Source organism: uncultured Tateyamaria sp., from assembly GCF_947494755.1.
In the GTDB taxonomy this organism is placed as follows: Bacteria; Pseudomonadota; Alphaproteobacteria; order Rhodobacterales; family Rhodobacteraceae; genus Tateyamaria.
On sequence record NZ_CANLVZ010000007.1, the window covers coordinates 38,759 to 57,634 of the forward strand.

At 60.0% G+C, this 18,876-nt stretch carries 21 protein-coding genes; 8 read left to right on the top strand and 13 right to left on the bottom strand.

Features of this window, described 5'->3' with window-relative positions:
• Positions 1-75 precede the first annotated feature (75 nt).
• The 4 genes from Q0908_RS10405 to Q0908_RS10420 all read left to right on the top strand — a co-directional run bounded on the left by Q0908_RS10405 (position 76) and on the right by Q0908_RS10420 (position 3,913).
• Positions 76-1,173 (top strand): ABC transporter permease, encoded by a 1,098-nt coding sequence (locus Q0908_RS10405; RefSeq protein WP_299283712.1) that lies wholly within the window; start codon positions 76-78, stop codon positions 1,171-1,173.
• Complete coding sequence (locus tag Q0908_RS10410) at positions 1,170-2,144, top strand: ABC transporter permease (protein ID WP_299283714.1); 975 nt, start codon at positions 1,170-1,172, stop codon at positions 2,142-2,144. Before Q0908_RS10405 ends, Q0908_RS10410 begins: the two co-directional genes overlap by 4 nt.
• A 102-nt stretch (positions 2,145-2,246) precedes the next feature.
• Positions 2,247-3,164: a sulfite exporter TauE/SafE family protein gene (locus tag Q0908_RS10415; RefSeq protein WP_299283716.1), complete on the top strand. Its 918-nt coding sequence runs from the start codon at positions 2,247-2,249 to the stop codon at positions 3,162-3,164.
• Positions 3,164-3,913 carry a TIGR02186 family protein gene (locus tag Q0908_RS10420; RefSeq protein ID WP_299283718.1) on the top strand — a complete coding sequence of 250 codons (750 nt, stop codon included), beginning with the start codon at positions 3,164-3,166 and terminating at the stop codon, positions 3,911-3,913. Before Q0908_RS10415 ends, Q0908_RS10420 begins: the two co-directional genes overlap by 1 nt.
• A gap of 75 nt (positions 3,914-3,988) precedes the next feature.
• On the opposite strand, the gene Q0908_RS10425 is transcribed toward Q0908_RS10420, so the two are convergent.
• From Q0908_RS10425 to Q0908_RS10450, 6 genes are all read right to left on the bottom strand, one after another.
• Complete coding sequence (locus tag Q0908_RS10425) at positions 3,989-5,521, bottom strand: AAA family ATPase (protein WP_299283720.1); 1,533 nt, start codon at positions 5,519-5,521, stop codon at positions 3,989-3,991.
• Between the two features lie 59 nt (positions 5,522-5,580).
• On the bottom strand, positions 5,581-6,216 hold the full coding sequence (locus Q0908_RS10430; RefSeq protein ID WP_299283722.1) for an acyl-homoserine-lactone synthase: 636 nt from the start codon (positions 6,214-6,216) through the stop codon (positions 5,581-5,583).
• Positions 6,217-6,329: 113 nt separating this feature from the next.
• The gene (locus tag Q0908_RS10435; RefSeq protein WP_299283724.1) at positions 6,330-7,010 is read right to left on the bottom strand and encodes an autoinducer binding domain-containing protein; all 681 of its coding nucleotides are present in this window, start codon (positions 7,008-7,010) and stop codon (positions 6,330-6,332) included.
• Complete coding sequence (locus Q0908_RS10440) at positions 6,997-7,203, bottom strand: hypothetical protein (RefSeq protein ID WP_299283726.1); 207 nt, start codon at positions 7,201-7,203, stop codon at positions 6,997-6,999. The genes Q0908_RS10435 and Q0908_RS10440 overlap by 14 nt, the downstream gene beginning before the upstream one ends.
• A gap of 214 nt (positions 7,204-7,417) precedes the next feature.
• Positions 7,418-8,710 (bottom strand): crotonyl-CoA carboxylase/reductase, encoded by a 1,293-nt coding sequence (ccrA, locus tag Q0908_RS10445; protein WP_299283728.1) that lies wholly within the window; start codon positions 8,708-8,710, stop codon positions 7,418-7,420.
• Between the two features lie 110 nt (positions 8,711-8,820).
• A complete protein-coding gene (locus Q0908_RS10450; RefSeq protein ID WP_299283730.1) occupies positions 8,821-10,212 on the bottom strand; it encodes a 1-acyl-sn-glycerol-3-phosphate acyltransferase in 1,392 nt (463 codons plus the stop codon).
• A 43-nt stretch (positions 10,213-10,255) separates the two neighbouring features.
• On the opposite strand from Q0908_RS10450, the gene Q0908_RS10455 reads away from it, so the two are divergent.
• The 4 genes from Q0908_RS10455 (at position 10,256) to deoD (ending at position 14,080) form a co-directional block, all read left to right on the top strand.
• Entirely contained in the window at positions 10,256-10,693 is a 438-nt protein-coding gene (locus tag Q0908_RS10455) for a hypothetical protein (RefSeq protein WP_299283732.1), read from the top strand.
• A gap of 73 nt (positions 10,694-10,766) precedes the next feature.
• Positions 10,767-12,737, top strand: coding sequence for a protein meaA (locus tag Q0908_RS10460; protein ID WP_299283733.1), 1,971 nt, complete (start codon positions 10,767-10,769; stop codon positions 12,735-12,737).
• Positions 12,738-12,956: 219 nt separating this feature from the next.
• Positions 12,957-13,280, top strand: coding sequence for an H-NS histone family protein (locus Q0908_RS10465; RefSeq protein WP_299283735.1), 324 nt, complete (start codon positions 12,957-12,959; stop codon positions 13,278-13,280).
• A gap of 92 nt (positions 13,281-13,372) precedes the next feature.
• Positions 13,373-14,080, top strand: a complete 708-nt coding sequence (gene deoD, locus Q0908_RS10470) for a purine-nucleoside phosphorylase (RefSeq protein ID WP_299283736.1) — start codon at positions 13,373-13,375, stop codon at positions 14,078-14,080.
• 7 nt (positions 14,081-14,087) lie between these two features.
• Here deoD and Q0908_RS10475 read toward each other — a convergent pair whose 3' ends face one another.
• From Q0908_RS10475 to Q0908_RS10505, 7 genes are all read right to left on the bottom strand, one after another.
• On the bottom strand, positions 14,088-14,930 hold the full coding sequence (locus Q0908_RS10475; protein ID WP_299283738.1) for a DUF1989 domain-containing protein: 843 nt from the start codon (positions 14,928-14,930) through the stop codon (positions 14,088-14,090).
• 67 nt (positions 14,931-14,997) lie between these two features.
• Entirely contained in the window at positions 14,998-16,167 is a 1,170-nt protein-coding gene (locus Q0908_RS10480; RefSeq protein WP_299283741.1) for a type III PLP-dependent enzyme, read from the bottom strand.
• A gap of 204 nt (positions 16,168-16,371) precedes the next feature.
• Positions 16,372-16,746, bottom strand: coding sequence for a hypothetical protein (locus Q0908_RS10485; protein ID WP_299283743.1), 375 nt, complete (start codon positions 16,744-16,746; stop codon positions 16,372-16,374).
• Between the two features lie 77 nt (positions 16,747-16,823).
• Positions 16,824-17,081, bottom strand: a complete 258-nt coding sequence (locus Q0908_RS10490) for a hypothetical protein (RefSeq protein WP_299283744.1) — start codon at positions 17,079-17,081, stop codon at positions 16,824-16,826.
• A 4-nt stretch (positions 17,082-17,085) separates the two neighbouring features.
• On the bottom strand, positions 17,086-17,865 hold the full coding sequence (locus Q0908_RS10495; RefSeq protein ID WP_299283746.1) for a succinate dehydrogenase iron-sulfur subunit: 780 nt from the start codon (positions 17,863-17,865) through the stop codon (positions 17,086-17,088).
• Positions 17,866-17,882: 17 nt separating this feature from the next.
• The gene (locus Q0908_RS10500) at positions 17,883-18,212 is read right to left on the bottom strand and encodes a hypothetical protein (protein WP_299283747.1); all 330 of its coding nucleotides are present in this window, start codon (positions 18,210-18,212) and stop codon (positions 17,883-17,885) included.
• The gene (locus Q0908_RS10505; RefSeq protein ID WP_299283749.1) at positions 18,209-18,865 is read right to left on the bottom strand and encodes an FkbM family methyltransferase; all 657 of its coding nucleotides are present in this window, start codon (positions 18,863-18,865) and stop codon (positions 18,209-18,211) included. The genes Q0908_RS10500 and Q0908_RS10505 overlap by 4 nt, the downstream gene beginning before the upstream one ends.
• Positions 18,866-18,876: the final 11 nt, after the last annotated feature.

Consider the following 18,876-nt stretch of genomic DNA (forward strand, 5'->3'; position numbering starts at 1 on the left):
GCACGCGACGGGGGTGAAACCCCCTGAAACATCGCGCGTGCGCAGCACTCAATCAGATAATATCGGAGACCGCTCATGGATGTGATGCCCAAATGGGCCGAGGTGGTCCTTGTCCCGCTCATCTCGCTGCTGCTGGCGGCGATCCTGTCTGCCCTCGTGATCCTCGCCATTGGCGAAGACCCCGTGGCGGCCGTGAACCTGATGATCACAGGCGCGCTCGGCTCCACCTATGGCTGGGGCTACACGCTCTATTATGCGACAAACTTCATGTTCACAGGGCTGGCGGTCGCCGTCGCGTTCCACGCGGGCCTGTTCAACATCGGGGGTGAAGGGCAAGCGATGCTCGGCGGGCTCGGCGTCGCCCTCGTGTGCCTGTTCATTCCCTGGCCGCACTGGACGATCGCGGTGCTCGCGGCCACGGTCGGTGCGGCGCTCTTTGGCGCGCTCTGGGCCGCGATCCCCGCCTATCTGCAGGCCAAACGCGGCAGCCACATCGTGATCACCACGATCATGTTCAACTTCATCGCCGCCGCGGTGCTGAATTACATGCTGGTCAACATCCTGCGCCCTGCCGGCAGCATGGACCCGGCAACCGAACGCTTTCCAGAGGCGGTCCACCTGCCCTCGCTGCATGATCTGCTGGCCCCCTTCGGCATCGCCTTTTCCAAGGCCGCACCCGCCAACGTCTCCTTGGTCATCGCCATCATCGCCTGCGTGCTCGTCTGGGTCCTCATCTGGCGCACACCGCTGGGGCTCGAAATCCGTGCTTATGGCAAATCCCACCGCGCGGCGAGCTATGCGGGCATCGGAGCGGTGCGCATCACCATGATTGCCATGCTGATCTCGGGCGGGCTTGCGGGCATGATGGCCATCAACAACGTCATGGGTGAGGCCGAACGACTGGTGCTGAACGCGGTCGAAGGGGCCGGGTTCATCGGCATCGCCGTCGCGCTAATGGGACGCAGTCACCCGTTCGGAGTCTTCCTCGCCGCGATCCTCTTTGGCTTTCTCTATCAGGGGGGCGCTGAACTCGCGCTCTGGACGTCGATACCGCGCGAACTCATCGTGGTCATCCAGGCCCTCGTGATCCTGTTCACGGGCGCGCTCGACAATATGGTGCGCATGCCGCTTGAACGTCTCTTTCTGGCCTTCCGGCGGGGAGGCACGACATGAACTTCCTCGCGCTCTTTGACCTGTCGGTGCTCGACTCCACCGTCCGCCTTGCGGTCCCGTTGCTGCTGGCCTGCCTTGCGGGCCTGTTTTCGGAACGCGGCGGCATCTTTGACATCGGGCTTGAGGGCAAGATGCTGGCGGCGGCTTTCTTCTCTGCGGCCATTGCGGCCACCACAGGCTCGGTCTGGATCGGCTTGCTGGCCGGGATCGGTGCCTCCCTCACACTTTCAGCGATCCACGGGGTCGCTTCCATCACCTTCCGGGGCAACCAGCTAATCTCAGGCGTGGCCATCAACTTTCTGGCCGCGGGCCTGACGGTGCTGATCGCCCAAAGCTGGTTTCAGCAAGGCGGGCGCACGCCGTCCCTGATCGGGGGTGGGCGGTTTGAGCCGATCACCCTGCCTTTCGCAGATGCGCTCAGCACGGTGCCGTTCCTTGGTCCACTCTATTCCGAACTGATCTCGGGCCACTCGATCCTCGTCTATGTCGCCCTGCTTTGCGTGCCGGGCACATGGTACATCCTGTTCCGCACCCGCTTTGGGCTGCGGCTGCGGGCCGTGGGCGAAAACCCGGCCGCCGTGGATACAGCCGGTGTTTCAGTCGTCGGCCTGCGGTTCGCAGCGGTCGGCATCTGCGGGGTCCTGTGCGGCATTGCGGGGGCCTACCTTGCCACCGGATTGCAAGCGGGGTTCGTCAAGGACATGACCGCGGGGCGCGGGTTCATCGCGCTTGCTGCACTGATCTTTGCCAAGTGGCGACCCTGGCACGCGCTCTGGGCCACGCTGCTGTTTGGATACCTTCAGGCCATCGCGCTGCGCCCCGACATCATCGAAGGTGCGCTTGGGTTCAAAGTGCAGGTGCAACTGCTTGATGCGATGCCTTACATCCTGACTGTCGTGATCCTCGCTGGATTCGTGGGCAAGGCGATCCCGCCGCGTGCAGGCGGTGAACCTTACGTAAAAGAGCGTTAACAAGTGCCCGGCTAGGGCCAGATTGGACGTTGCAACCACTCCAGTTTGCTGCACAGCGGCGAGATGTCTTGATTATGCGCGGAACCCGTCCTAACAGGGTTCATGCAAATTTACCTGCCCATCGCCGAGGTATCGGTCAACGCTTTCCTTCTGCTGGGATTGGGCGGAATGGTGGGTATCTTGTCGGGCATGTTCGGGGTTGGCGGCGGCTTTCTGATGACGCCGCTGCTGTTCTTTATCGGCATTCCCCCCGCCGTGGCTGTGGCCACCGAAGCCAACCAGATCGTGGCCTCGTCCTTTTCCGGGGTGCTTGCCCATTTCAAGAGAAAGACGGTGGACCTCAGGATGGGGGTCGTGCTGCTGATTGGCGGGCTGATCGGGGCCGCACTTGGCGTGGTCTTGTTCAACTACCTCAAGGCGCAAGGGCAAGTCGATCTGCTGGTCAAGCTGTGCTATGTCGTCTTTCTGGGCGTGATCGGCGGGCTGATGTTTATCGAAAGCCTGAACGCGATCCGCAAGACCGCCAAGGGCGGCGCGGTGCCCACCCGCAAGAAACACAACTGGATCCACAAACTGCCCTTCAAGATGCGTTTTCGGGTGTCGGGTCTATATATCAGTGTGATTCCACCCATTCTGGTGGGGCTATGTGTTGGCGTTCTGGCGGCGATCATGGGCGTGGGCGGCGGGTTCATTATGGTTCCCGCGATGATCTATCTGCTTGGCATGCCGACCAAGGTCGTTGTGGGCACATCGCTGTTTCAGATCATTTTTGTGACTGCGTTCACCACAATGCTGCACGCGACCACGAACTTTACGGTCGATGTGGTGCTGGCGGTCTTGCTGCTTGTCGGCGGTGTCGTTGGCGCACAGGTCGGCACCCGGATCGGGGTCAAGATGAAGGCCGAACAGCTGCGCATTCTGCTGGCCATCATGGTGCTGCTGGTTTGTGGCAAGCTGGCCTTTGATCTACTGGTCATGCCGTCTGAGCTGTATTCGGTCGCGGCCGAGGGCGGACATTGATGCGCTGGCTGATTGCCCTCCTTTTGCTGGCATTTCCCGTCGCTGCCGAAGAGGTGGTGCTGGGCCTGAGCCAGGACGAGATCGCCATCACCACCAGTTTTGATGGGTCCGAGATATTCGTGTTCGGTGCGGTCAAACGCGAAGCCCCAATTCCCGAGGGTGAATTGGGCGTCATTGTCACGATTGCAGGCCCTTCCGTGCCAGTGACGGTGCGCCGCAAGGAGCGTCGGTTCGGGATCTGGATCAACACCGACGGGGTCGAGATCGAGTCCGCGCCCAGCTATTACGCAGTCGCCACCAGCGCCAATCTGGACGACGTGCTGAGCGTGCGCGAGAACCTGCGCCACAAGGTGTCTGTGCCCAGCATGATCCAGTCCGTCAGCGCGCCCAACACGGTGCTGGATGCCAGCGCCTATGTGAATGCGCTGATCCGTATTCGCGAGAACTCGGGCAATTTCCAACTGCTCGAAGGCAAGGTCGTGGTGGATGATGAAACCCTGTTTCGCACACGCATCCGCCTGCCCGCCGCCCTGACGGAAGGGGCCTACGAGACCCGCATTTTCCTGACCCGCGATGGCGATATCGTGTCGCAATACGAAACGGCCATTGATGTGCGCAAAGTCGGGCTTGAGCGGTGGCTATACAGTCTCAGCCGCAACCAGCCGGTGTTGTATGGGTTGATGTCGCTGGCCATTGCGATCTTTGCCGGATGGGGCGCATCCGCCGCGTTTTCGCTGTTACGCAACTAGCGCCCGGTCGAGGGCCCGAGGGGCCAGCCCCTCACACGCCTCGCGGTATTTTTGGTCAAAAGAAACTGGAACCCGTCAGATTTCGGGCTCGGTTGCATCCAGGGTGAGCGGCGCGGCAGGGGTGCTGCGCAGGTCCTCGATGGTCAGCGGGCTTGTCGGCTTTGACAGCCGGTTGCGCACCACCCAGATAAGCCGGTCCTGTGCGCGTGTGATCGCCACGTATGCCAGCCGTTTCCACAGCGGTTGCCCGGCTTCGGATCGCCCCATCCGTGCCGCGCCGTAAAGGTCGGGGGCAAAGACCTGCACCGTGTCCCATTGACTGCCCTGCGCCTTGTGGATCGTGACTGCGGCCCCGTGGAGGAAGGTCGCTCCCATACGTGCGGCATAGGGAATGAACGGTTCTTCTTCGTCCGGCTTTTCGATTTTTACGATGGAGGCGGCGGAGACTTGCGGGTCTTCGGCACCCATCACATGCAATCGTGAAAAGCCCGGCTTGCGCCCCTCGCCCAGATAGATGACCTGCGCCCCCTTGATGAGGCCGCGCGCCTCTAGGTCCAGCCGTTTCTTGCGGTGTTTGAGGGGGAGTTCGAGGCCATCGCAGATGAGCGGTTCGCCTTCGATCAGCGCATCCTGCGGCGCACCGTAAACATCGCGAAATGCATTGATCAGTCGGATGCGCGTGGCATTGCGCCAGACCAAAACGGGGCTGCGCGCCATCAGATCAACCTCGACCCGTTGCCCCCAGACGACACGGTCATCACGGGCGGCGGCCTCCTCCACCATCTTTTCGAACCGGTAGAAATCAACCTCCGGGTCCGCCAACGCATGCGCCAGATCAAGGATCGGGTTGTCGGCCTCTTGCCTGTGGATCCGGTTGAGGTTCAGCACGCGGGGGGCGGGCAGTTTTTCAAACACCATCGCGCCGGATTGATTGACCGGTGCAAGCTGCGCGGGATCGCCAAACATCAGCAGCGTGGGGAAAATTTCCTTGAGGTCCCCGAACTGCTTGTCATCAAGCATCGATGCCTCATCGATGAACCCGATATCAAGCGGCTCTTCGCGGCGTTTCCAGCCGGTGATGAAATCCGATCCACGCAAGCCTGCAGCGGCCAAAGCGCCGGGGATCGACTTGTTGCCCTGATAGAATGCATAGGCCCGGTCGAGGGCCTGGTCGGTCAACCCTTCAACCTCGGGGCGGTCGCCATTGCCTGCGAGCCACTCGGCGATGCGTTCATATTCCGGATCGTAGACCGGGGTGTAGAGGATACGGTGAATTGTGGTCGCGGGCACACCGCGAAAGCGCAGAACACTGGCCGCCTTATTGGTGGGGGCGAGGATGGCAAGAGTCCGTTTGTCTTTACGTTTGCGGGATTCATAATCGCCCGACACGATCTCGACCCCCGCCGCCTCAAGTGCTTTGTAAAGCTCGGCCAACAGCAGGGTTTTGCCCGATCCGGCCTTGCCCGTGATCGCCATGACAGAGGTTTGGGAGGATTTCGGCGGCATCAAAAGCGCGTCGTCCAGATCAACGCCCGCGCTGCGCAACATGTCCGTCACGGCGTCAAAGGCGCTGGCCTGATCGTCAGAAAGGGAGAGGATCGTCGTCATGTCGCGACCCTACAGTTGGGTCGCGACAGGGGCCAGCGCGTTTCGCCGCGCGGCCCGGTTTAGGCTGTGCGGGCGAAGCGTGCCGCGTCGATTGTCCCAAAGGCACGATCGAACCACTGGCGCGAGAGCTCCATTGGGACACCGGCGCGTTCGGCCACTTTGGCGGCGGCCCCTTGCTCGAAATGCCACAGCCCGACGCTGATCTGATCGCGGCCCGAGCCTGCGCTGCCCAGCACCTCGGGGGAAGAGCCGATCATCCGGTAAATGCGGACCATGCGCGCATCAAAGACCCCTACGAAATGTTCGACACCAAAATTCTGCATGATTTCGCCGCCGCCCAGCATCAACGCGGCGGCCACGTGGCTGCCCGCGCCGCGCGTCAGGCAAAACCGGGTGCATTCCCAAATGGCCGGGCTGGTAATGGGGCCAGAGATCAGATCGCCAAAGTGTTCGTTCACCATGGTGCGTCCGGTCGTTGGCAGAAACCGCATGGATCCGCCATGGCTGCCGTCAGGTTCTTCCCACATCACATACAATGGGTTCAGGTCGTCATATTCATCACGCTCACACCCATCAGCGTCGATGCTGACATCCCAACCAAGACGGATTTTGAACTGATCCGCCCGGTCGCGAAACATCGTGCGGGCAAGTTTTGGGTGATCGACCAAGTCAGAGGCATAAAGATAGCGCAGCATTTCAGGATCCCTTGTCAGACCGGAGCAGGTATGACCGAAACACTACTTAAACGTGCGTTAACGTCTACACATTCTCGCGTACGATGTGTTGCCGTGCGCGGCAACGGGGGGTGTCAGACGACAATCAGCCCCCGACTCATCGCCCGGGCGACGGCGTGGGTTGTGTTCATCGCACCCAGTTTGAAGCGGGCGCTTTCGATATAGACGCGCAAGGTATGCTCGGAAATGGCGAGCGTATCAGCGACTTGGGCGCGGCTGTATCCCATCGCCAGGAAGGTCATCGCATCGACCTCGCGCGGGCTGAGGGCCTGGGGTTGCTCGGGCGTCCTCTCTGGTTCGAAATCAAGGGCCTTTTCGTTGAAGTAGTGGGCGATGAGGATCAGGTCGCGGCGGTGGGCATCTGTCCAGGCGGCCCAGGTGTCGTCATCGCAGGAGTGGCTGACGGTGAAAAGTGCGAACTGGCCGTTCGGGCCCCGGATCGGCACCGAGAACCCCTGGTTCCCGACCCCGTGTGATATGGCCTCGGCCTGAAAGGCGCGGGCGGCTTTGCTCGACCAGTCGAGCCGTTTCCAATCAACGGGATGAAACCTTTGAAAACAGCCAAGAATAACCGGATCGACGCGGAGGTAATTCTGCTCGAGATAACGATCGCGCCACGCGTCTGAGTATGTGCCGCACCCGTACTGCGCTCCGGCGGAATCGACCCAGTGATAGATGACGTGGCCAACCGAATAGTGGCTTTGGATAGCCTCAGTTGCGGCCTGTAATGCGCCCAGCCCTTCAGCTGTTTCCAAATCCCCCAAAATAACTTCCAACGGCTGCCTCGCCGTCGTGACGCTGACCATCTGCTGTATCCTTCATCGCGGCGATCTCGGCCATGGCAACGATTGCGGTGTCGTCCAACTGCTCTGCCAGATTTGGCATCTCGTTGGCCCGTGCAAAGGTCTTGAGGTCCGTAAGAACGTCCAGTATCCAATCACTTCTCATTCTCAGACTCTCCCTGAAGTAGTTAATGAATCGTTAACACAACTATAGCATGAGCTTTCTCGCGCTGAAAATTCACCTATTTCTACTCCCCAGAAATGGTGAGGTCGGTTTTTTTAACCTACTGAACCTGTTGAAGACCGCGCAGATGCAAAAACGCCCGCGACAACCAGAGGTGATTCGCGGGCGTTCAAGGCTCATCCACAGCGTGTGAAGGTTATGAACGGGCCTCGAGCGCGTCTTCCAGTGTGCGCAGCCCGGTCTTGGGTGCCTGAACCAGCACCGACATGTTGCCGGGCTTGTGTTCGTTACGCAGCATCTTCATGTGCGCGGCTGGCAGGTCGTTCCATTCAAACACTTCGGACATGCATGGATCCAAACGCCGTTCGACCATTAGGTGATTGGCGGCCGAGGCTTGCTTGAGGTGCGCAAAGTGGCTGCCCTGCAGACGCTTTTGGTGCATCCACATGTAGCGGACGTCAAAGGTACAGTTGAACCCGGTGGTGCCCGCACAGATCACGACCATCCCGCCCTTTTTGCACACAAAGGTCGATACCGGAAACGTCGACTCGCCGGGGTGTTCGAAAACCATGTCCACGTTCACACCCTTGCCGGTGATGTCCCAGATCGCCTTGCCGAACTTCCGCGCCTCTTTGAACCACTCCGCATATTCCGGCGTGTTCACTGTGGGCATCTGCCCCCAGCAATTGAAATCCTTACGGTTGAGTACGCCCTTGGCACCCAACTCCATCACGAAGTCACGCTTGGATTCGTCCGAGATTACCCCGATGGCATTCGCCCCGGCGGTGTTGATCAACTGGATCGCATAGGAGCCCAAGCCGCCCGATGCGCCCCAGACCAGCACGTTCTGACCCGGTTTCAGATCATGAGGTTCATGGCCGAACAGCATCCGGTAGGCGGTCGCGAGGGTCAGCGTGTAGCACGCGCTTTCTTCCCATGTAAGGTGTTTGGGGCGCGGCATAAGCTGCTGGCTTTGCACGCGGGTGAACTGGCTGAAGGATCCGTCGGGCGTCTCATAGCCCCAAATCCGCTGCGTGGGCGAATACATCGGATCGCCGCCGTTGCAGAATTCGTCGTCGCCATCATCCTGATTGCAGTGGATCACGACCTCGTCGCCAACCTTCCAGCGTTTGACGCGGTCGCCGACCGCCCAAACGATGCCGGACGCGTCTGATCCGGCAATGTGATAGGGCTGCTTGTGCCCGTCAAAGGGGCTGATCGGCTGGCCGAGTGCGGCCCAGACGCCATTATAGTTCACGCCCGCCGCCATCACGAGGACCAGCACGTCATTGCTGTCCAACTCCGGCACCTCGACGACCTCTTGCAGCATGGCACTGTCCGGTTCGCCATGGCGCTCGCGGCGGATTGCCCATGCGTACATCTGTTTGGGCACAAAGCCCATCGGGGGCATTTCACCCATCTCGTACAAATCTTTTTCAGGCGCGTCGTAGGATGCAATGTCCGTGTCAGTTGCAATGTCGAGTGCCATGTCAGCCTCCGGTTGGGTTTTCTGTGCCGCAGCGCAGAATCGCAGCGTATTCAGGCTGAATATGGCCCGGAACGCAACATTGCAACATCTGATGTCAATATTTTGTAATTTTATGACTTTGCGCGCGCAGCATTTTGAGATGTATCAACCTGCGCATCTTCAACCTCCCCCAGGGAGTTCGCGTAGTATTGGGCCAAGGCCCGTTCGCCCTCAGCCAGCTGCCAGCCATCATCCGACGACAGAAAAACACGCCGTTTCGCCATCAACTCGCGGGCGCGCGCGACATAGCCTGTGATGTCGCCCTTTCTAAGGGCCGGTACCGCCCCCCCTGTGCGCGGCAACAGGTCACGCACGGCCTGCACCATCTGCGCTTCGTTCAGCGGCCCCGTCGCGTTCAGCATCACATGCGACAGCAAGGGCACGAACGTCACAGGCATCACATCCTCGATCCGCGATTTCAATTTGTCCGCCAAACGCTCAATCGGGCCCTCGGGGCCAAACTGGCGCAAGGACAGTGGCTGCCCGAACATCACCGAGGCCATGCCAAAGCGGGCATCCCGGCGCAAAACGCGCTGCCAGATGTTGTGGAGGATGAATTTCATAATGACCGAAATCCGCGCCCCGAACCGGCGATCCCCCCGCTTGTCCGCAGCGATCAGGACCCGATCTTCGAGGATGCGGTCATAGTTGATCGCGACGGGCACAAACACGACATCACGCCCGTCAGCATCAAACCCTTCGACCACGTAAGACAGCAGGCCCATCTTCAGCGGCATCAGCTTGCCATTCACGGTCAGCCCACCTTCGGGAAAGATGGCCTGGGTGACGCCGCCTTGAGTCGCCATCTGGACGTAGCGCGCCAAGACCTTGCGATAAAGCTGCCCCCGCGCGCGACGGCGGATGAAATAGGCCCCCATCGACTTGATCAGACGCGACAACGGCCAAACCCGTGCCCATTCCCCCACCGCATAACTCAACGCCGAGGCTTGGGCGGCCAGATATGTCACCAGCACGTAGTCCATATTGCTGCGGTGGTTCATCACAAAGATGACCGTCGCATCCGCGCTGACCTTGGCGATCTGGGTGTCGTTGTTCACACCGGTGCGCACATCATAAAGCGCATTGGCCAGCCACCGGGCCGCACGCGTGCCAAAACTGAAATAGGTAAATGCGGAAAAACTGGGGACGATCTCGCGCGCATAACGGCGCGCCTGCTCAAAGGCGACGTTTTCGGGCACACCTTCCTTTTGGGCATGGGCGGCAATCGCCTCGGACACTTCGGGATCATAGATCAGGCGCTGGATCATGTCGTAGCGGCGGGCCAACTTGAACGGCTCAATGGGGCGGGTCAGCCGTTCGTTAAGGCGGGTGACCGCCCGCTCAAGGCGACGGCGAAAAAACCAGCGCACGGACGGAAACAGAAAATGCGAGGCGAACGTTACCGCTGCGAACAGCACGATCAGCACAAAAAACCACAGCGGAAGTTCAACAGTTCGCATCATCGCTGCCAATCTCGCAGGGCGATGGGCCGGGGTAAAGCGGTGATTGGGTCTGGTGCCCTGCCCCGGTCTGGCCGACACTGCGCGCATGTATGATGGCGACTCATTCTATACACTCAGCGTGGTGGGCCGAATTGGGCTGGTCTGCGTATCACTCGCGTTTGCGGCGATCGCCCTTGGCATGACCCGTCTGATGACGTTCACGCGGCCGATCTATCTGCGGATCCCGACCTGGATCGTGGTGTTCATCACCTATGTCTGGGCCTCCCCGCAGGGATATTACACCTACTATCGGCTCATCATTGACGGTCTGCCCGCACAATCCGTCATTGGTCCACCGCCGCCCCCGCAGGAAATCGTGGCCCTCTTGACGTTCACCGGCCAAAGCAACCTGTCGGCCCACAGCATCGGTGTCCTCGGGTGGCTGATGTTTGTGGTCGCCCTCTTGCCGTATCGCAGAAAATGCCGCAATGCAGCGGATTGACTGCGCCACATAATTACCTGTAGATCACATAAAACGTAATTATCTTGCTTGCTTGATTCACAAGGGGTGCACCATGACTGATGCCGTTCAAAAAGATCGCCCGTGGTTGATCCGCACCTATGCGGGCCACTCGACTGCGGCGGCATCCAACGCGCTCTACCGTGCCAACCTTGCAAAAGGGCAAACCGGCCTGTCCGTCGCCTTTGATCTGCCGACACAGACGGGTTACGACAGCGATCATGTTCTGGCGCGGGGCGAGGTGGGCAAGGTCGGCGTGCCCGTCTCCCATCTTGGTGACATGCGCACGCTGTTCGCAGACATCCCGCTTGAGCAGATGAACACATCCATGACGATCAATGCCACGGCCCCTTGGCTGCTCGCGCTTTATATTGCGGTCGCCGAAGAACAGGGCGCTGACGTTGGGACCCTGCAAGGCACGGTGCAAAACGATCTGATCAAGGAATACCTCAGCCGCGGCACCTATATCTGCCCACCCGAACCCTCCTTGCGGATGATCGCGGATGTGGCCGAATATTGCTATACGAAGGTGCCGAAATGGAACCCGATGAATGTATGTTCCTACCACCTGCAAGAAGCGGGCGCGACGCCCGAGCAGGAATTGGCCTTTGCGCTGGCGACTGCGACGGCCGTTCTGGACGCACTGAAACCCCGCATCGCACCCGAGGACTTTCCCGCTGTTGTGGGCCGCATTTCGTTCTTTGTGAATGCGGGCATTCGGTTTGTGACCGAGATGTGCAAGATGCGCGCCTTTGTCGACCTTTGGGATGAGATTTGCGCAACGCGCTATGGGGTCAGCGATCCAAAATACCGGCGTTTCCGCTATGGGGTACAGGTGAATTCACTTGGGCTGACCGAACAGCAGCCCGAAAACAACGTGTATCGCATTCTGATCGAAATGCTCGCCGTGACCCTGTCAAAAAAGGCCCGCGCACGGGCGGTTCAGTTGCCCGCCTGGAACGAAGCCCTTGGCCTGCCCCGCCCTTGGGATCAGCAATGGTCGATGCGCATGCAGCAGATCATGGCCTATGAAACGGACTTGTTGGAATTCGACGATCTCTTTGATGGCAACCCTGCGATTGATGCGAAAGTCGAAGCCCTCAAGGCCGGTGCCCGCGCGAAATTGGAGCAATTGGATGCAATGGGCGGCGCAATTGCGGCCATTGACTACATGAAAGCCCAATTGGTCCAATCCAATGCAGAACGGCTCAACCGGATCGAAAAGGGGGAAACGGTCGTGGTCGGCGTGAACAAGTATCAGGCCGGGGAACCCTCGCCCCTGATGACCGGGGACGGTGGAATCATGGTCGTGGACCCTGCGGTGGAACAGGAACAGATCGACCGCCTGGTGGCCTGGCGCGAGGAGCGCGATGCGAAAGCCGTCGCTGCCGCGCTAGCTGATCTGCGCGCTGCGGCTGCGGCCGGCGACAACGTCATGCCCGCGTCGATTCAAGCGGCCAAAGTCGGCGTCACCACCGGGGAATGGGCCGCACAGATGCGCGCCGTTCACGGAGAATATCGTGGGCCGACAGGGGTTTCAGCCTCGCAGTCAAATATGACCGAAGGGTTGGACACCTTGCGCAACGCAGTGGATGTGGTCAGCGACCGGCTTGGGCGGCGGCTCAAATTCCTTGTGGGGAAACCGGGTCTGGATGGGCATTCCAACGGTGCCGAACAGATCGCGGTGCGCGCGCGCGACTGCGGCATGGACATCGCCTATGACGGTATCCGGCTAACGCCGGAAGAGATCGTGCGCGCCGCACGCGAGGACGGCGCACATGTCATCGGATTGTCGATCCTGTCCGGCAGCCATATTCCATTGGTCGAGGATCTGATGCAGCGCCTGCATTCAGAAAACCTCGGCGATATTCCGGTAATCGTTGGTGGAATTATCCCCGATGATGATGCTGAACGGTTGCGCACCATGGGCGTCGCTCGCGTCTATACGCCCAAGGATTTTGAATTGAATACAATCATGATGGATATCGTGACACTTGCAGATCCTCAGGCAGTAGCTGCGCAATAATGCAATCCCTTTCGGGTCGGACTATTGCGCCAATGCGGAACTGTGGGCTTTCGAATACATAATTTCCGGATTATTCCACATACTACCACTATCGGTCGAAAAAATCTCGCATGACGAGCGGGGATATGCTGGTGACACAAATTGATGTCTCCAAGCCATTGCTTTTTCTTCTAAATTGAAAAATACCGCTGGAATATACGATAATTACTGGAGACAAAAATGGCGATCAAGCTCGACAAGATGAGCCGCAAAGACTTGGAAGCGTTACGCTCTGACGTGGACAAGGCAATCATTGACCTGCGCAAGAAAGAAAAATCAGATGCATTGGCCGCAGCGCAGAAAGCCGCAGCCGAGTTTGGTTTTTCGCTTGAGGAACTGACATCAAAACGGGGCGGAAAAGCGGGCGCAAAAGGCACGAGTGCTGAACCCAAATACATGAACCCCGAAAACCCGACGCAAACATGGACTGGCAAAGGCCGCCAGCCGAACTGGTTCAAATCAGCGTTGGAGAGCGGCAAGAAAGCCGATGATCTGATGATCTAAGAAACGCCTGTACGGGGGCGTTTTCGCCCTCGTGTCCGGCCTGCGTTTCGCGCTAGCTTGGGTCTGACCTTTTCCCAGATCGGAGCATTTTCATGACCGTCCATATCGGTGCCAAGCCCGGCCAAATCGCAGACACCGTGCTGATGCCTGGCGATCCCTACCGCGCCAAATGGGCGGCTGAGACCTTTCTTGAAAACGCAGAGCTGGTGAATGAAGTGCGCGGCATGCTGGGCTTTACCGGCACGTGGCGCGGCAACCGCGTGACCATTCAGGGGTCCGGCATGGGCATGCCGTCGCTGTCGATCTATGCCAACGAGTTGATGGCCGAATACAACGCCCAAACCCTGATCCGCATCGGGTCCTGTGGCGGGATGCAGGCGCATGTGGGCATTCGTGACGTGATCATTGCGATGACCGCCAGCACCATCACCTCCCCCTCCTCCGGCATCTTCCGCGACGTGAACTACGCGCCATGTGCAGATTACGGATTGCTGTCGGCGGCGGTTACGGCCGCACAGGCCAAAGGCACCAAGATCCATGTGGGCGGCATATATTCGTCTGACGTGTTCTATGCCGAGCGCCCGGATCTGGACGAACAAATGGTCCGCCACGGTATTCTGGGGGTCGAGATGGAAGCAGCCGAACTGTACACTCTTGCCGCGCGCCATGGCCGCCGCGCCCTTGCCGTGCTGACCGTATCGGACCATTTGCAAACCGGCGAGGCGCTGCCCTCTGAGGATCGTGAAAAGACCTTTGGCGATATGGTCGAGATCGCGCTCGAGGCGGCCTTCGCGACCTGAACGCGCCTTAGCGACCGTGCGATCCGTCATATCCGTTCGGGGGCGGGCTCGACCAGCCATCAAGCGCGCCGGGTGCCGGCGCGAACACTTCGATCTTGAGCGGATGGCAGGCGGCTGCATCCGAAGAATGTTCAGAACTGCAGTCCCCACCCGGGCAGGCACTCAGGGCCCCAAGCAGATCGATCTCGGACAGAAAGTCGATGTGATCGCCGGGACGCACGGGTGAGGCCTTCATGAAATACTGGCCAGTGTCGCGGGTAAAGCCGGTGCACATGAACACGTTCAACACGTCATGCACATGCGGCTCGGCCTCGTTCAGCGGAACGCCGAGATGATCGGCCAAGGCCCGCGTCAGATTCGAATGACAGCAGTGGTGATAATGATCGCCCTGTAACAAGTTGCCGGTATAAGGATCGCAGCGTGTGCCGATCACGTCGTGGACGGAGCCACCGAACGCATCAATCCCATACCAGCCCAGACTGTCGTGGATCACGGTCGCCATGGGGCGCATATGGGGAAAGCTGCTCCACATCCGCTCGCCCGTGGTGATGTGGGTGCCATGCAGCGCGCGCGTCTTTCCGGAATAGAACCGTTCGGACAGATCGCTCGCGTTCCACAGGTTCAGGTCACCGACCTGCGGTCCCTCCACGCTCGAGATGCGAAAGATATGCCCGGCCGGAACAGTGAAAGTGGCCGCCTCGCGCGGTGGCGCGATCACCTCGTCGATCTTGGTCATGCCATCCCGCGCGGCGGCATATTGCACCATGTCGGGCTGTGGCAGCGTGTCGGTCGGATAGCAGATCACCGGCGCGATCGCGCGCCGGGCCTCTGCATCAGCTGGAATGTCCAATGGCGCACCTCGTGTGACGTGATATCAGATGCGCCATTGGAGCGGTCCTTGCGCGGATCGGCAAGGGTTAGATGACAACCACATCCAGCGGCGGGAACCCGTTGAACCCAATGGTCGCATATGTAGTCGTGTAGGCCCCGCAGTTGCGGATGATGACCCGATCCCCCGATGACAGGTTTTGCGGCAGATCAATCATCTTTTTCTCGTAAAGCACATCGGCGCTATCACAGGATGGGCCTGCGACGATACAGGGCGCGGTCGGACCCGACGCGGTAGGTGTCACGAACTGATAGCGGATCGCCTCATCCATGGTTTCGGCAAGGCCCGAGAATTTGCCGATATCCAAGTACACCCAACGATGCAGATCGCGGTTGGATTTGCGCGAGACCAGCAGCACTTCGGCAGCGATGGCTCCGGCTTCGGCAACAAGACCCCGGCCAGGTTCGGCCATGACTTGTGCCACATCGCCGAAACGCGCATCGATCTGGGCCATGACAGCGGCGGCGTAGGCGGTCGGGGCCTCGATCGCTTCGCCATAGAAGGCAGGAAAACCGCCTCCGATGTTGAGCAGATCAAGGCCGAAACCCGCCTCTTTCGCCTCGGCCCAGATGGCAGCGATCTGATCCAGCGTGTCGCCCCACATGGCCGCCTGACGCGTCTGGCTGCCCACGTGAAAGCTGAACCCGCGTGGGCGCAGGCCCAGGGCAACGGCAAGGCCGAGCAGATCAAGCGCCTTGTCGCGTGCACAGCCGAACTTGCGACTCAGCGGCCAGTCGGCCTGCGACGCATCAACGATCAGACGGATATAGACCTCGGCACCGGGCGCATGATCGGCGATCTTTTCCAACTCTTCCTCGGCATCGGCGGCAAACAGGGTCAGCCCGGCCTGATGGGCAAATGCGATGTCTGAGGCCCGCTTGACCGTATTGCCAAACGATATCTGCGCGGCATCGGCCCCTTGCGACAAGCACAACTCAATTTCGCCGCGCGAGGCCGCATCAAAGTGAGACCCCAATTGCACCAAGCGCGCAATGACTTCGCTCTGCGGATTTGCCTTGACCGCATAATGGATGCGCGCGCGGCCCAGACCCAATGCGAGCGCCCGGTACTGCGCCTCGACCACATCAATGTCCAGAACAAGGGTCGGGCGATCAAACTGATGGCGCGCGATATAAGCTTCGGCCCGGTTTGGGCGGACGGATTCAGGTGCCGAAAAATCGGTGACAAAAGCGTTCATGGTCATCTCCAATAGACGCAGGCCCTAGGGGCCGTTCAGTTCCAAAAGGAGACGTTACCGTCGCTGCATACCGGACCCCGGACAGAGGCGCGTGCGTTGGCGTCTTTCATCGCCATATCTTCTCAAACGCGCCTCTTGGGAAGTTGCTATTTTTGCATGGCTGCATTGCGAAAAATGGAGGGGGTCTGTCTGTTAGCGCGCGGGTCAGATCAGCACATGCCCCGCAGGCCCAAGCAAGAACCCGAACACAGCGCCAAGCGGCGGCAACCATGCATTCTCAAGCGGCACTTCGGGCGCGATATCCTGAAACATCAGATAGAGTATCCCGCCAGAGGCCAGCATCATCACCGCACCGATCAGAGGCGCATTCGGCCCGACGGCTATGCCACCAAGGGCGGCCAGCGGCCCCAAGGGCACCATCGCGAAAAACAGCGCCATCAACACCCGCACACCGCGATCACTTGAGGCGCGGATTTCCTCCATCGCATTGAACCCTTCGGGCAGGTTTTGCAGCACCATCAGGATGGCCACCAACACGGCTGTCGTCATATCCGCCGCAGCCAGCGCGCCAAGGGCCATCGCCTCGGGTAGCTAGTCCATCATCATTGCGAGGAATTGGGCCGCGTTCGATCCGCTGGCCTTCAACGCGCGATCAATCAACGCAAAGACGACCCCCCCGCGAACCAGATCAAGGCGGGCATGAGGGCAAGCCTTGCAACGCCCTCGGGGATCAAAACAAGGACAATGGCCGCCAGCAAGGCACCCGCGCCAAAGGCGACGATGCCGTGGCGGGCTTCGGTCCGTACCATTTGGGACAGCCAGGAAATCCGGCACAAAGACAGCCCAGCGCCCGCAGGGATAGATGCCCCTACAAGCGCCGTCAGGATCAACGCCGCCCAGACCGGGTCGAGCACGAGGTCAGACCGTGCGGTCCACCATCATCTTCTTGATGTTCGCAATCGCTTCTGCGGGGTTCAGACCCTTCGGACAGGTTTTCGCGCAGTTCATGATCGTGTGGCAGCGATAGAGCTTGAACGGATCCTCAAGATCATCCAGCCGCTCGCCCGTGGCCTCATCCCGGCTGTCGATGATCCAGCGATAGGCATGCAGCAACGCGGCTGGCCCAAGATAGCGATCACCGTTCCACCAGTAGGATGGGCAGGATGTCGAGCAGGACGCGCACATCACGCATTCATACAAGCCGTCCAGCTTCTTGCGATCATCTATGGACTGCCGCCACTCCTTTGCCGGGCGGTTCGTCTTGGTCTCAAGCCACGGCATGATCGAGGCGTGTTGGGCGTAAAAGTGGGTCAGGTCCGGGATCAGGTCTTTGACGACCGGCATATGCGGCAGGGGGTAGATTTTGACGTCGCCCTTCACCTCGTCCATGCCGTAGATGCAGGCCAGCGTGTTGATCCCGTCAATGTTCATCGCGCAAGATCCGCAAATCCCCTCGCGGCAGGACCGACGGAACGTCAGCGTCGGATCAATCTCGTTTTTGATCTTGATCAGTGCATCCAGCATCATCGGCCCACAGGTGTCCATATCGACCCAATAGGTGTCGAGCTGCGGGTTTTTGCCGTCATCGGGGTTCCAGCGATAGATCTGGAACTTGCGCAGGTTGGTTGCGCCTTCGGGTTTTGGCCACGTCTTGCCCGTGGTCATCCGCGAATTCTTGGGAAGCGTCAGTTGGACCATATCAGGTACTCCTGTGGTTAAAGCGTCAGGGCGGCAGAGCCGGCCCGAACGATGCACTGTTGTGTTTCGGGGCGCGCAATCACGGTGCGCACGAGGTTTGCAGTTGCGTCGGTGACACCGATTACTGCGTCCCGCGCAAATTCGCGGATTTCGAGCGCATCGGCGTTGTCGATCACGCAGTCAGTAAAAGGGGCCACCGCCTGTTTGGGCACGGCCGGAAAGCGGGTCACGATGGCCTCGTTCACCGCGACCTTCGCGCTGCGGCGTCCCACATCATCTGCGGCGCGCGTTGCCTCTTCGCATCCCACCAGGGCCAGAACGGCGATCAATGCGACACCCCGGATCATGCCGCCCACCGTGTGAACAACACATCCATATGCCGGGGTTGCGCCCGTTTGCCGGGTCCGTCCGCGATTGCCATGATGTCACGCATTTCAAGTCCTGCCTGTGCCAGTAGTGTTATTGCTTTTGAGGGTGGGGCGACGCCCGCAAATCGCTTGCTGACGCTGAGTTCGAGGATCACGAAATCGCAGCGTTTCAGTGTCTCGGCACCGCCTTCCAGCACCGCCGTTTCGAATCCTTCGGTGTCGATCTTGAGACCCACACGCCCGGAATAGTCTGTCATCAGATCATCAAGCCGCATGACCGGCACGTCCATCCTGTCGACCTGCGTAAACGTGTCGACAAGGACGTCCGTCCGCTCCATCAGGCTTGCCATGGCTCCACCTTTGCCGGGTGCGGTTTCAGGCACATGAAGCGTCGCCTGCCCCGCCTCGGCCCCAAGGGCGACGGCGTGAAAGTCGAACACGCTCAAGTGCCCAGTGGCCCGCACGGCGTCGCCGCAGTCCGGTTGGGGATCCACCAGCACAAAACGCGCATCAGGGAAGGACTTGTAAAGCCACGGCGTGCCGTCATGCACGCCCACGTCCACCACCACGTCCGGTTTGAACCCATAGCCGCGCACATAAAACGCACGCGTTTTGAGAGGATGGATCGCCATCCCCTCAGCCC